Source organism: Acidisoma sibiricum, from assembly GCF_057837225.1.
The window spans coordinates 2,330,001-2,343,631 of sequence record NZ_CM174445.1 but is presented as its reverse complement, the minus strand read 5'-3'; the positions used below and the strand labels follow the sequence as shown (position 1 = coordinate 2,343,631).

Sequence of the window (13,631 nt, the reverse complement as noted above, 5' to 3'; positions counted from 1 at the left end):
GTTCATGCCGAAGACCCAGCCCTATGATCAGGCTTTCTTTGATCAGCAGTCGTCGCGCAGCCTGCAATCTGCACGCATTGTGCTGGGCGACGTGCTGCCGCTGCTTAACCCGCGCCGTCTGATTGATGTCGGTTGCGGCGTCGGACCCTGGATGCGGGCCGCTCAGGATTGGGGTGTCACCGATATCACGGGCATCGACGGCGACTATGTCGATCGCGCGGCCCTACTGGTTGATCCTGCGCATTTCGTGCCTGCAGACCTTGCAACCGCCCGCCTCGGCCCGGCTTTGGGCGCGCGCTTCGGCCAGGGGTTCGATCTCGCCGTCTGCGTGGAGGTAGCAGAACATCTGCCTTTCGATCAGGCGCCGTCCCTGGTTGATGATCTGACGGAACTGTCGGACGTCATTCTGTTCTCGGCCGCTGTGCCGTTTCAGTTCGGCGAGCATCATGTCAATGAGCAGTGGCCTGAGTTCTGGGCCATTCTGTTCCGTGACCGGGGCTATGTCTGTTACGATTTTCTGCGCGATCTTGTCTGGTCAAATCCAGCGGTTGACTGGTGGTACGCCCAGAATCTGCTGATCTTTGCGCGTGAAGGATCGGCCGCGGCGTCCCGGCTACCGGCAACGGGACTGGCCGATCCGCAGGGTCTCGCCCGCGTGCATCCGCAGAACCTGCTGTCCAATATCCTCTATCTGCCAAGGCGCTACCGCCAATCCGCCAGTGCCGAGGAATTTGCGGACTTCGCAACCATCCGCACGGCCTATGCCGCAGGCGCGTGTGGCCTGCCGCCGCTTGCCGCCGTGGCGCGGGCTGGCGCGGCCGACGCCGCGGCACGCGATGTCTTTCCCTGGACGCGGAGTGAGGTCTATACGCCGGAACAGGAGATTGCTGATGCGGCGATGGCCGCCGAAGCCGCCCGCAAAGACGCCTGGCAGATGGGAAAGCAGTTCAACGCAATTGAGCAGATGGTCCATGCTAAAGACGCAGAACTTGCCGTCCAGCACAAGGCCCGGCTCGTTGCCGAGCAGAACCTGGCCGATGCCGAGGCGCGGATCGCCGAACACTATCATGCCATGGATTATCTGCGTGCCGAACAGGCGCAGCTTGCACATCTCTACCGGGTTTTGGAAGCCGACCGCGATCGTCTGCTGGCCGAGCGCGCCGCGATAGAGGACCAGCGTGCGGCCGCGGAGGCGCTGGCAACCGCCCGGCTTCTGGAGCTGGAGGCGATGCATGCCTCGGCGATCTGGCGGACTGGCGTCCGCGCTCACAAGCTTGTCCAACGCGTACCGAGACCGCTGCGCCGCGTGTTGCGGTTTTTGCTGCGGTTGGCGCGCCGTCTGCGGGGGCGACCCGCCCAGATCGCGCCGGCGCCGGCGCCGGTTGAAACTGCGCCGGCTCTCCTCCCCGCGCCCCCGCACGAACCCGTACCGGCTTTGCTGCCCGAGCCTGCGGCCCCGCCAGCAGACGAGGTGCCGCTGCGCCAGTGGAACAAAACCTATGGCACGGTGCGGCCGCCCACAATCGAGACCGCAGTCAGCCGTCTGCGCCGCTTCGCGCTTTTCAATGAGCGCGACTACCTCCGCCGCAATGAGGATGTGAAGGACGGCGGCTATGATCCGCATCGTCATTTCCTGCAGGCCGGCGCCTTTGAAGATCGCAACACGGTCGACCCGGAGGAACTCGCGCGCGTCATGAGCAGCTTCATGCTCATGGACAATGTGGCCAAATCGGTTGCGCGGCCGGCCGATGATTTCTCTGCCCTGCCCGGACTCATCGCCGCCATTCCGCATATCGGCATCTATGTCAGCTCGCACGGCAATATCTTCATGGATGAGATTGCCGGCGACCTTGCGCGCGATCTGCGCAGCGTTGGTGTCAGGGTCAATGTTTTTGATGAGACAAGTTCGATTGATGATCGGCCGCCCGTCTGCCTTTTTGTGGCGCCGCATGAGTTCTTCGTCCTCGGCAAGGGCCGTCAGTGGGTGCGGGACGATGTTCTGGCGACCGCCTTCATGTTCGGCACCGAACAGGTGCAAACCAAGTGGTTCAATCTTGCCCTTCCCTTCATCCTGATGTCGCGCGGCGTGCTGGATATTTGCGTGCAGACGGCGCAGATCTTCGAGCAGGCGGGCATGCCCGCGCTGCATGTGCTGCCAGGATGCCGTTTCAGCCCGCCCAGCCTGACCGCTGAAGACCGCCGCCATCCGCTCTTTCGCGTGCTGCCACCGGCAGCCCAGCTTGACGTGGAGCCGAGCCGGTCTTTCAAGGATCGGCCGATCGACATGAGCTTCTTTGGCAATTCCAGTCCACGCCGCGATCGTTTCTTTGCCCGTCATGCGGCTTTCCTGTCGGATTACGAGACCTTCAACTATTGCCGGCGCGCAGAGCGTGGACCGCTTCTTGGCCGGGGCCAGGAAAACGCGCTGACGCGTCTCGCAGCCCATGTCTCGGGCCAGTCCAAAATCACGCTCAATATCCATCGCGACGACTTCGGCTATTTTGAGTGGCATCGCATGGTGCGGCTCGGCATGTGCTCGGGCAGCGTCGTCGTCTCAGATCCCTGCCTGCCGCATCCCGACTTCGTCGCCGGCGAGCATTATTTTCAGGAACAGACGCGCCATATGCCCGAGCTTTTGGAATGGCTTTTGCGCAGCGAGGACGGCATGCAGGAAGCGGAGCGCGTGCGCCGCAATGTCGATGATTTGATCACCAATGTCTTCGATACGAGGCGAACGATGACCGGCCTACTGCGCTTCATTGCGGACCGCAAAGGCAGGAATTGAACAGAAGATGACACGCACCGTTCCTGTCCATACGCTCTATGCCGCCGAAGGTGATGCGACCGCGCATCCCGATCTTGTGACGGTGGCAATCAGCCTTTTCAACTATGCCCGCTTCCTGCCAGAGGCGCTGGAGTCGATCGCGGCCCAAAGGCATGGGCCGCTTGATCTCATCATCGTTGATGACGTCTCTCTGAAAGACGATTCGGTGGCCGTGGCAAAGGATTGGATGGAGGCCAACAGGCAGCGGTTCGGTGGCATGCTGCTGCTGCAGCATCACCACAACCAGGGCCTCGCCCAAAGCCGCAACACGGCCTTCGCCCATGCCCGCACCGATACGGTCTTCGTCATGGATGCGGATAACGCGCTCTATCCGCGCGCCATCGGGCGGCTGCTGCAGGCCATGCGCAGCAGCGGCGCCGCTGCGGCCTATTGCCAGACGGAGATTTTCGGCAGTCGCAGCACGCTGGGCCTGGCCGATGTATGGCAGACGGAATGGCTGAAGACCGGCAACTATATCGACGCGATGGCGCTGGTCTCGCGCCAGGCCTGGCGCGATGTCGGCGGCTATTCCCATATCGAAGGCGGCTGGGAAGATTATGATTTCTGGTGCAAATTCGTGGAACAGGGATATGAGGCGGCTTTCGTGCCCGAAATGCTTTGCCGCTACCGGGTGCATGAGACGTCAATGCTGCGCACGGAATCGGCGCGTTCATACGACAGCATGTTTATTGAGATGACCCTGCGTCATCCCTGGATGCGGCTGGCGCCCATTCCCGATGCGGCGAAGCTGCCATGACCGCGGGAAGAGATGCATGCTGTTGACCGCAACTCTGGCGGTGCCGCCGGATTGGCAGCCCGTTGATCCGATCGCGCAGGAATATAGCCTCGGCATGCCGCTCGGCTATGCGCCGGAACCCTTCCTGGCCACTCCGCGCATCGGGGTCATGCTGCATGCCTTTCATATGGCCCTCATTCCTGAGTTTCGCGCCTATCTGAACCAGCTTCCGGTCTCAGCCGATCTTTTCATCAGCACGGATAGCGCTGAGAAGCGCGCCGCGCTGACAGCGGAATTTGGCGACTGGGCAAAGGGCGTTGTCGATATTCGCGTATTCCCCAACCGTGGGCGCGATGTGGCACCCAAGCTGGTTGGCTTCGGCTTTGCCCATCACCGCTATGATCTCGTGCTCCATCTGCACACCAAGCAGTCGCTGCATGAGTCGGGGCTCGCGGGCTGGCGCCCGTTCCTGCTGGAAACGCTGCTCGGATCACCTGAGACGGTGCTGGGCATTCTGGAGATTTTTCGGCAGGCGCCGCAGCTTGGTCTATTGGCCCCGCAACATATCGACATGCTGCGGCCCTGGATTCGCTGGGGCGAGAATTTCGGGCAGGCGGAAAAGCTTGCGCAACGGATGGGCATGGCCCTCTCCTCTCGGGCGCCGCTCGACTTCGCGTCCGGGTCGATGTTCTGGGCGCGTCCGGCCGCCCTGGCGCCGCTGCTCGCTCTGGACCTGAGTTTCGATGACTTTCCTGAGGAAGGCGGCCAGATTGACGGCACCCTCGCCCATGCCATTGAGCGGCTCTATCTTCATGCTTGCGAAAGCGCCGGGTTTGACTGGATGAAGATCGCGGCGCGCGGCTTCCTGCATGACGAACGTGGAATTGCCGCTGTATCGAACCCGATCAGCCTGCGTCGCTTCGTCACCCGGACGACCCTTCGCCTGCAGACGCATGACGAAGCCACGGACCAGGTCCAGAGCGCTGATCCGCAGCATCTGCGCATGCCCCTGCGGCCCAAACGGCCGCCGCATATCCTGTGGCGGGATGCACTTGGGGACCGGTCGCCTGTCCAAGGCAGGCTTGCGGTCATTGCCTATGAGATGACCAAAACGCCAGGCGCTGTCGCTGCAGCTTTCGCCGAGACCAGCACCGATATGGTGCTGCTGCTCGGTGAGCCCGGCCTGCTGCATCCCGGTGCTGCGGCCGCTCTGCTGCAGATGTCCGCAGCACAAGGCGGCCGCGCTCTCCTGGTGCCGGCCAGGCTGCCCGATGCGCATCCGCCCGCAGCCGATCCTGCAACCTTCGCACTCAAGAGTTTTGCGGGCGCGGTCATCGCGATTCCCCGCGGGGTCCACGCGGCCCTTGGTGCGCCCATGACGGCGTCAGGCCTGCAGGCCTATGCGCAGCATGCGATCGACGCCGGCTTTGGCCTGCGCCTTTGCCCCCGTGCCCTGTTCTTCGCGACCGATAGAGCCGCCGCTGACCATGACGAGGCCGTGTGATGACGCCAGGCCTCGATGTCGTGATCATCCTGCGTGATCTCAGCGATCTGCCCTTGCTGGACCGGTCTCTGTTTACGATATTGGCGCAGCCGCTGGATGTGCCGCTGCATGTGCACCTCATGCTGCCCCGCTTTTCGGTGGAGGATTTGCGGCAGACGCGTCGCATGACGGACAAGCTGCGCAAGCTGGCGCCGACCGCCACCTTATGCCTGCACAACTGGACGGCGCCGGGGCCCCTGGATTTAAGCCTGCCACTGCTGAACTGGAGCATGGAGGTTTCGGCCGGCCGCTATCTCTCCGTGCTGCAGGTCGGGGATCTTCTCTCGGCCGGCGGCTTGCAGACTCTGCTCGACCGGTTGCATCAGGACGAAGCCGCCCTGGCGGAGGCAAGCCTCGCGCATCAAACGGTCGCGTGGTGGGGTGATACCGTTCTGCCCCTGACGCCAGCCGCGGAGACCGGTCACGCCCGCTGCTTCATGATTGACCGCAGCCGCGTGCAGCTGCGCGATCTTGTCTTCACATCCGATCGGGGGGATGAGACGACGGCTTTTCTTGCCGCTATCGGCGAAGGGTATCGGACTCTGCGCCTGCCGCGCGAGGCGCCGATCGGCCTCCGGCAAAGGCCCCAGTGAATGGCCGCGACCCTCAAGAAACCCCAACGATCATTGCCGCCTTTAGGATGAGACCATGCAGGGATACACCATCGACCCGACACCGACGGATGGGCTTGGCGCAGAGGGTATCGAACTCACCATCCTGATGCCCTGCCTGAACGAAGCGCTGACCGTCGGCACCTGTATCGAAAAGGCGCTGAGCTTTCTGCAGCGCACCGGGATACGGGGCGAAGTTCTGATCGCCGACAATGGGTCTACGGATGGATCGCAGGCCATCGCGAGCAGCCTGGGTGCGCGTGTCGTGGCGATTCCGCGCAAGGGCTATGGGGCGGCGCTCATCGGTGGCATCGAGGCCGCGCATGGCCGCTTCATCATCATGGGCGACGCCGATGACAGCTACGATTTTCTCACGCTTGATCCCTTCGTCGCAGAACTGCGCGCGGGCCATGATCTGGTCATGGGCAATCGGTTTCGTGGCGGCATCGATCGGGGGGCGATGCCGCCGCTTCACCGCTATCTCGGCAATCCCGTGCTGACCGGCATCGGCCGCCTGTTCTTCCACCGCACGATCGGCGATTTCCATTGCGGGCTGAGAGGATTCCGGCGCGATGCGATGCTGGCCATCGGCCTCGCCTCCTCGGGCATGGAATTCGCGAGCGAGATGGTCGCCAAGTCGGCGCTGCATGGTCTGCGTATTGCGGAAGTGTCGACGCGGCTCAAAAAAGACGGTCGTGACCGGCCGCCACATCTCAGAAGCTGGCGTGACGGCTGGCGCCATCTGCGCTTCATGCTGCTCTTCAGCCCGAATTGGCTGTTCATCTATCCAGGATTGATCATTCTACTCCTCGGCATCCTGGGGCTGGTCACGCTTGCGCATGGCCCTGCGCATCTTGGACGCATCGAGCTTGATATCAACACCCTTCTCTATGCCGGCGACGCCGCGGGGGTCGGTTCCCAAATTCTCACATTCGGCCTCTTTGCGAAGCTCTATTCCGCGTCACAGGGGCTGTGGCCTGCGGACCGCTTCACCAAAACCTGGGCGCGGCTGCCGATCGAGCTTTTTCTGTTGCTGGGCGGCCTCCTCACCCTGATCGGCCTCGCCTGGTCGGTCTATGCCGTGAGCAGCTGGGGAGCGGGCCATTTTGGACCGCTGCGGCAGCCCGAGACATTGCGCAGCCTTATTCCCGCCGCGACCCTCATGGTGGTGGGCGTGCAATGGATGTTTTTCGCCTTCCTCAAAGGCCTGCTAAAGCTCGACGCCTGAAGATCAATCACAGATGACACCGCATGACCGCTGACCGGCAGGCGCGACAGAGGATGGGCTATGGCTATTTTTGAGCAGGGTTCGGCGATCTATCCGGCGGGACCGGATGGGATTGCGCTGGCCCATATCCGTCGCATGCCGCGTTGGGCCGTGCTTGTGATGGCGCTGGCGACCCTCGCCTTCACCGCCTTCAGCCTGCATTTCCCCGTCGCACTTCTGGCCAATGCCGGACTCGACGACGATCTCTTTGTGCAAAATGCCGGCAGCCTGCTCGCGGGTCACTGGCTTGGGCCTTTCAGCAATACGACCCTCGCCAAGGGTCCGGGCTTTCCGTTCTTTATCGCAGCCAACGCGATCCTCGGCCTGCCGATCACACTCAGCCTGTCGCTGCTCTATAGCGGTGCCTGCGCCCTGGTCGCCGTCACGCTGTACCGTATCCTGGGCAATGTCACGGTCAGCCTCGCCTGCTTTCTGCTGATGCAATGGCACCCGGCCATGATTCCGGTCCGCATCATCCGGGATGATCTGTCAGCGCCGCAGGTGCTGCTGATCGTCGCCTGCGTCAGCCATTATCTCTTTCTCCCCAGCCGGCTTCGCACCCGTCTGGCCTGGGGTGTCGCGAGCGGTATCCTGCTCGCCTGGTTCTGGATGACGCGGGAGGACGGCCTATGGCTGCTGCCGGGTCTGGCCATCATGATCCTGCTGCAGGCCTTCCGTCTGTGGCCTTGGAAGCGCGAGATCAAACGTCTGGCCGTGCCTGTCATCGGCATGGGCGTGGGACTGTTCGGCAGCCTGGGCACGGTCGCCGCCATCAACCTCGCGGTCTACGGCACCTTTACCGTGGTTGATTTCAAGAGCCCTGACTTCGCGCGCGCGCTGACTATTCTGCAATCCGTTCGCGCCGGGGACCCTGTGCCTTTCGTTCCCGTGCCGGCCAAGGTCCGCGCAGAACTCGACAAGGTCAGTCCGGCCTTCGCCAGCCTGGAGCCCTATTTTCACGGTAATGGACGCAGCTGGACTGAGCCAGGTTGCGCCATCTACCCGTCCACCTGCTCTGATTTCGCGGGCGGCTGGTTCATGTGGGCGCTGCGCGATGGCGTCGCCTCACTCGGCGACTATGCCAGTCCGCAGACGGCGAATGCCTTCTACCGGCACCTGTGGTCTGAAGTGCATGCGGCCTGCGTCTCCGGCCAGTTGCATTGCGAGAAGAGCCTGATCCCCTTCATGCCCGCGGTGCTGCCTGCGCAATGGCGCACGCTGCCCGCCGTTCTGTGGCGCATGTATCGCCTGGCGACGTGGCAGGGGGATGAGGGGGAGTGGATGCTCCATCAGCATCTGGACTTGCAGAGCGAAGGCACGGCCGACCAGTTGCAGAGCATGGAAAGCGTGCTGCGGCATCCAATGCGAAGCCCCGCAGCGAGCGATGGTGCTGCCATCGCGGTCGCAGGCTGGTTTCATCGGCCGGACAATCTCTGGCTGCGGGTGCGTTGCACGGGCGCCCAGGGCAATCTGGTCCTCCCCGTCATCCGCCGGCCGAGCCCGGATCTCGCTGCCTTCTTTCACACGCCCACGGCCAATCTTCAGCGTTTCGTGTTTCAGCTGCCCTCCCTCAAGGATTGCTGGCTGGAGCCCGCGACCGGCGACAGCGGGCCGAAATTCTCGTTCCGCGCGGCCCCCATAGGCGTCAGGGATTTCGCAGGCGGCGTGCTCTCGCTCGATAGCGTCGGCCAAGTCCAGGCTGGTCAGCCGATGCAGGCGCAGATCAGGCTGATGAGCCATATCAGCCATTTCTATGCCCGCTTGATGCCCAAGGCGACGGTGCTCGCTCTCGCCATTTACGGCGTTTATCTGATCCGCGCCCTGCTATGGGATCGCCGGCGCCGGCTGGATGCGACACTCGTCATGATCACCGGCATCGGCGTGATGCTGCTGGCGCGCGCGGCCATCCTGACACTGGTGGATATGTCATCCTTCCCAGCGATCCTGCCGCTCTACTGGGCTGCCGGCTATCCGCTGCTGGCTTTGGCGATCGTCCTTGCCTGGTCCAAGCCGTTCCAGAAACGGGTTCGCTGATTGGTCAGGCTCTAGTCCCAGGCACCGTCATGCAAAGCGAGCGCTTCCTGGCTAAGCAGCGGACCGATGACCTCGACCTTGCGCTGTCCTGCGGCGAAGACCACGCTGCAGGGCAGATCGAGCGTGGGATTTTCCGGGTGATTGCCGGTGCGGGCTAGCAGATCCTGCTCTGAGCAGCCGTAGACAACGCAACCGATCCCGGCCCAATAGGCGGCGCCTGCACACATGGCACAGGGTTCTGCTGAGCTATACATCTTGCAGCCTGCGAGAAAGTCAGATCCATAGGTCTGGGAGGCCCGCGTCATCAGCACGCGTTCGGCGTGTCCCGTCATATCGCGATTCGGCATGAAGCCATTGCCCTGTTCCATCAGAACCGCGCCGTCAGGTCCCACCAGGATCGCGCCGAAGGGATGCTGGCCCTCGGCCCGCGCGCGGAGCGCCACGCCAAAGGCCAAGCGGAGGTAGTGTTCGTGGTCGGGATTGGGAGCCGTCATTGCCGCGTCATGCCTGTTTGATGGGGCAAGATTACGAAGCCTGCGGCTCCGGCGGCAAGAGGCTGTACATGGCTGCAGCCCGGGGGATCGCTCCATCGGGCCGCAAGCATTAGTAAGCGTTCTAGGAAATTTTGGTTGCGGGGACAGGATTTGAACCTGTGACCTTCAGGTTATGAGCCTGACGAGCTACCGGGCTGCTCCACCCCGCGGGGGTGCTGCGTGCGTTGGTTTGCGCGCAGGGGAAGGTATGACAAAGGGTGGGTTGGAAGACCTGGCGGCGACCTACTCTCCCGCGCCTTAAGACGCAGTACCATGGGCGCTGGGGAATTTCACGGCCGAGTTCGGGATGGGATCGGGTGCAGGCTCCCCGCTATGGCCACCAGGTCGTCCAACCCACCCTTTGTATGGTGGTGTGTGAACGGGGTTTGGCGAGGTTTCATCGGCGCAGGCGCCGATGAACGAGCGAGAGAGAGGGATGTGCGTTTATGCGGTTCCATTTCTCTATTTTTGGCCTGCCGGGTTGGATAGGCGGCGGCGGGCCAAAAATCAAAAAGCTTGGATGATTGCTGTGCAGGATGGTGAGTGTAATGAGCCTATCGGGTGATTAGGACCGGTTAGCTGAACGCGTTACCGCGCTTTCACATCCGGCCTATCGACGTGGTGGTCTACCACGACCCTCAGGGAGACCTCGTTTTGAGGTGGGTTTCCCGCTTAGATGCTTTCAGCGGTTATCCCGTCCATACTTAGCTACCCGGCTGTGCCGCTGGCGCGACAACCGGTACACCAGAGGTATGTTCATCCCGGTCCTCTCGTACTAGGGACAAATCCTCTCAAGTCTCCTTCACCCACGGCAGATAGGGACCGAACTGTCTCACGACGTTCTAAACCCAGCTCACGTACCACTTTAATCGGCGAACAGCCGAACCCTTGGGACCTGCTCCAGCCCCAGGATGTGATGAGCCGACATCGAGGTGCCAAACCTCCCCGTCGATGTGGACTCTTGGGGGAGATCAGCCTGTTATCCCTAGAGTACCTTTTATCCGTTGAGCGATGGCCCTTCCACGCGGGACCACCGGATCACTATGGCCGACTTTCGTCTCTGATCGAGCTGTCGCTCTCACAGTCAGGCGGGCTTATGCCATTGCACTCAGCAGCCGATGTCCGACCGGCCTGAGCCCACCATCGCGCGCCTCCGTTACACTTTGGGAGGCGACCGCCCCAGTCAAACTGCCCACCATGCAGGGTCCTGAACCGGGATAACCGGTCTCAGTTAGACATCAGAAGCGCCCAGGGTGGTATTTCAAGGATGGCTCCACCTGAGCTAGCGCCCGGGCTTCAAAGCCTCCCACCTATCCTACACAGTGCTCCCCTGATGCCACTGCAAAGCTGCAGTAAAGGTTCATAGGGTCTTTCCGTCTGACCGCGGGTACCCCGCATCTTCACGGGGAATTCAATTTCGCTGAGCCCATACCGGAGACAGTGGGGAAGTCGTTACGCCATTCGTGCAGGTCGGAACTTACCCGACAAGGAATTTCGCTACCTTAGGACCGTTATAGTTACGGCCGCCGTTTACCGGGGCTTCAATTCAGTGCTTGCACACCTCCTCTTAACCTTCCGGCACCGGGCAGGCGTCAGACCCTATACGTCATCTCTCGATTTCGCAGAGCCCTGTGTTTTTACTAAACAGTCGCTACCCCCTGCTCTGTGCCACCCGCCCATGGTTGCCCACAAACGGGTCTCGCTTATCCCGAAGTTACGCGAGCAATTTGCCTAGTTCCTTCGATATGGTTCTCTCAAGCGCCTTGGTATTCTCTACCAGTCCACCTGTGTCGGTTTCGGGTACGGTCTATATGCTGGAGCTATTTCCTGGAATGCGCAAAAAGCCGGGACAATCCAATAAGCCCCGACAACATCTTGCATTCGTCACTTCCAGCAGGCTCAGGAATATTCACCTGATTCCCATCGACTACGGCTTTCGCCCTCACCTTAGGGGCCGGCTAACCCTGCGCGGATTAACCTTGCGCAGGAACCCTTGGACTTTCGGCGACAGTGTTTCTCGCACTGTTTGTCGCTACTCATGTCAGCATTCGCACTTCTGATACCTCCAGGAGGGGTCACCCCATCTCCCTTCGCAGGCCTACAGAACGCTCCGCTACCGCGTAGATCACTCTACACCCGCAGCTTCGGTGTGTGGCTTGAGCCCCGTTACATTTTCGGCGCAGGATTTCTATTAGACCAGTGAGCTATTACGCTTTCTTTAAAGGATGGCTGCTTCTAAGCCAACCTCCTGGTTGTTTTGGAATTCCCACATCCTTTCCCACTTAGCCACAACTTGGGGACCTTAGCTGGCGGTCTGGGCTGTTTCCCTCTCGACCACGGACCTTAGCACCCATGGTCTGTCTGCCGGGCTATACTTCTGGGTATTCGGAGTTTGGTTAGGTTTGGTAAGGCTTTGGGCCCCCCTAGCCCATCCAGTGCTCTACCCCCCAGGGTAAACACCCGACGATCTACCTCAATAGATTTCGCGGAGAACCAGCTATTTCCGAGTTTGATTGGCCTTTCACCCCTAGCCACAGCTCATCCCCGACTTTTTCAACAGGCGTGGGTTCGGCCCTCCAGTGCGTGTTACCGCACCTTCAGCCTGGCCATGGCTAGATCACTCGGTTTCGGGTCTTCTACCTGCAACTCGTCGCCCTATTCAGACTCGCTTTCGCTACGCCTACACCTACCGGCTTAAGCTCGCTGCAAACAGAAACTCGCTGACCCATTATACAAAAGGTACGCCGTCACCGCAGTTGCGGCTCCGACTGCTTGTAGGCGTCCGGTTTCAGGTCTCTTTCACTCCCCTCGTCGGGGTGCTTTTCACCTTTCCCTCACGGTACTTGTTCACTATCGGTCACCAGGGAGTATTTAGGCTTAGAGGGTGGTCCCCCTACGTTCAGACAGGATTTCACGTGTCCCGCCCTACTCAAGGATTATAAGCAACCTCACCGCATACGGGGCTATCACCCGCTCAGGCCGGACTTTCCAGACCGTTCTGCTTAACCGCTTATAACCACTGGCCTGATCCGCTTTCGCTCGCCACTACTGACGGAATCTCTGTTGATGTCTTTTCCTCCGGGTACTGAGATGTTTCAGTTCCCCGGGTTCGCCTCCTAACCCTATGTATTCAGGTTAGGATACCCATCGCTGGGTGGGTTTCCCCATTCGGATATCCATGGATCAACGCCTGCTCGCGGCTCCCCATGGCTTTTCGCAGCGTGCCACGTCCTTCATCGCCTCCTGGTGCCAAGGCATCCACCGAACGCCCTTCTCATGCTCATTGCCTCGCGACCTTGATCCGAAGACCAAAATCCCATCTTGCACAGGAACCATCCAACCCATCCGAAGCCTAAACTTCAGATCAGAGGACCTATCCCCGACCAAATGCCGCTCTTCCGAAGGCGTTGCGAGAACAAACCTTCTTCCAAACGGACGCACAAAGTGCACATCCATTCTCTCTCACGCTTCTGAACAAACTTGCTGCGGGGATCCGATCTCTCGATCTCGTCCGGTCAGACATGCAACAAATCCGCGCAGATGCGCCAAACCCTGATTCACGATTTAAAGAACATTTTCAGCCACACCCGCAGGTGTAACCAACACACGACATCGCTCGTCTGAACCTTAAGCTCAAACGCTCGCTGTCATGATTTCTGTCCTGCCGCGACGATGGTCACCTCCAGAACCCTTAAGGCTCCTATGGAGGTGGACGGTATCGAACCGACGACCCCCTGCTTGCAAAGCAGGTGCTCTCCCACTGAGCTACACCCCCAGGAGACATAAGAATGAAAGTTCTTTGCTTCTTTCTTTCAAGAAAGAAGAACCTTCATTCACTAAAGCTAGTCAGCGCTGCCAACCCAAGGGTTGGTGGGACCCTCTTTCAAGGATGGCCCACCAAAAGGGTTGGTGGGCCAGGGAGGATTTGAACCTCCGACCCCACGCTTATCAAGCGTGTGCTCTAACCAGCTGAGCTACTGGCCCAATACCCAAATGAACAGCGCGTCGCCTCTACCAAAATAGAGACACATGCACCAGCCCATTCAGACCGTCGCGGGGAAGGGATATGTTGATGGCGCCCAA

The 13,631-nt window shown here is 60.9% G+C and carries 7 protein-coding genes, 3 tRNA genes and 2 rRNA genes; 6 read left to right on the top strand and 6 right to left on the bottom strand.

Features of this window, described 5'->3' with window-relative positions; genetic code table 11:
* The first annotated feature begins 4 nt into the window (after positions 1-4).
* Genes AC3G7M_RS11085 through AC3G7M_RS11060 form a run of 6 tightly spaced genes read left to right on the top strand, consistent with a single transcriptional unit; the run spans position 5 to position 9,015 of the window.
* Entirely contained in the window at positions 5-2,785 is a 2,781-nt protein-coding gene (locus AC3G7M_RS11085; protein WP_489211958.1) for a class I SAM-dependent methyltransferase, read from the top strand.
* A gap of 7 nt (positions 2,786-2,792) precedes the next feature.
* Complete coding sequence (locus tag AC3G7M_RS11080; RefSeq protein WP_489211957.1) at positions 2,793-3,581, top strand: glycosyltransferase family 2 protein; 789 nt, start codon at positions 2,793-2,795, stop codon at positions 3,579-3,581.
* A gap of 16 nt (positions 3,582-3,597) precedes the next feature.
* A complete protein-coding gene (locus AC3G7M_RS11075) occupies positions 3,598-5,064 on the top strand; it encodes a rhamnan synthesis F family protein (protein ID WP_489211955.1) in 1,467 nt (488 codons plus the stop codon).
* Positions 5,064-5,696, top strand: coding sequence for a hypothetical protein (locus AC3G7M_RS11070; RefSeq protein WP_489211954.1), 633 nt, complete (start codon positions 5,064-5,066; stop codon positions 5,694-5,696). Before AC3G7M_RS11075 ends, AC3G7M_RS11070 begins: the two co-directional genes overlap by 1 nt.
* A gap of 55 nt (positions 5,697-5,751) precedes the next feature.
* Positions 5,752-6,942: a glycosyltransferase family 2 protein gene (locus AC3G7M_RS11065; protein ID WP_489211952.1), complete on the top strand. Its 1,191-nt coding sequence runs from the start codon at positions 5,752-5,754 to the stop codon at positions 6,940-6,942.
* 60 nt (positions 6,943-7,002) lie between these two features.
* Positions 7,003-9,015: a hypothetical protein gene (locus AC3G7M_RS11060; protein WP_489211951.1), complete on the top strand. Its 2,013-nt coding sequence runs from the start codon at positions 7,003-7,005 to the stop codon at positions 9,013-9,015.
* 11 nt (positions 9,016-9,026) lie between these two features.
* On the opposite strand, the gene AC3G7M_RS11055 is transcribed toward AC3G7M_RS11060, so the two are convergent.
* The 6 genes from AC3G7M_RS11055 to AC3G7M_RS11030 form a co-directional block, all read right to left on the bottom strand.
* Positions 9,027-9,509, bottom strand: a complete 483-nt coding sequence (locus AC3G7M_RS11055) for a nucleoside deaminase (RefSeq protein WP_489211950.1) — start codon at positions 9,507-9,509, stop codon at positions 9,027-9,029.
* 132 nt (positions 9,510-9,641) lie between these two features.
* Positions 9,642-9,718 (bottom strand) — tRNA-Met (locus AC3G7M_RS11050).
* Between the two features lie 60 nt (positions 9,719-9,778).
* Positions 9,779-9,893: ribosomal RNA gene (rrf, locus tag AC3G7M_RS11045) — 5S ribosomal RNA — on the bottom strand.
* A gap of 200 nt (positions 9,894-10,093) precedes the next feature.
* Positions 10,094-12,833 (bottom strand): 23S ribosomal RNA (locus AC3G7M_RS11040).
* Positions 12,834-13,251: 418 nt separating this feature from the next.
* Positions 13,252-13,323, bottom strand: a tRNA-Ala gene (locus AC3G7M_RS11035).
* 132 nt (positions 13,324-13,455) lie between these two features.
* Positions 13,456-13,532 (bottom strand) — tRNA-Ile (locus AC3G7M_RS11030).
* Between the last annotated feature and the right edge of the window lie 99 nt (positions 13,533-13,631).

Coding starts and splice junctions, on each gene's coding strand:
- AC3G7M_RS11085 (WP_489211958.1), top strand. CDS start 5: ATGCCGAAGACCCAGCCCTATGATCAGGCTTTCTTTGATCAGCAGTCG.
- AC3G7M_RS11080 (WP_489211957.1), top strand. CDS start 2,793: ATGACACGCACCGTTCCTGTCCATACGCTCTATGCCGCCGAAGGTGAT.
- AC3G7M_RS11075 (WP_489211955.1), top strand. CDS start 3,598: ATGCTGTTGACCGCAACTCTGGCGGTGCCGCCGGATTGGCAGCCCGTT.
- AC3G7M_RS11070 (WP_489211954.1), top strand. CDS start 5,064: ATGACGCCAGGCCTCGATGTCGTGATCATCCTGCGTGATCTCAGCGAT.
- AC3G7M_RS11065 (WP_489211952.1), top strand. CDS start 5,752: ATGCAGGGATACACCATCGACCCGACACCGACGGATGGGCTTGGCGCA.
- AC3G7M_RS11060 (WP_489211951.1), top strand. CDS start 7,003: ATGGCTATTTTTGAGCAGGGTTCGGCGATCTATCCGGCGGGACCGGAT.
- AC3G7M_RS11055 (WP_489211950.1), bottom strand. CDS start 9,509: ATGACGGCTCCCAATCCCGACCACGAACACTACCTCCGCTTGGCCTTT.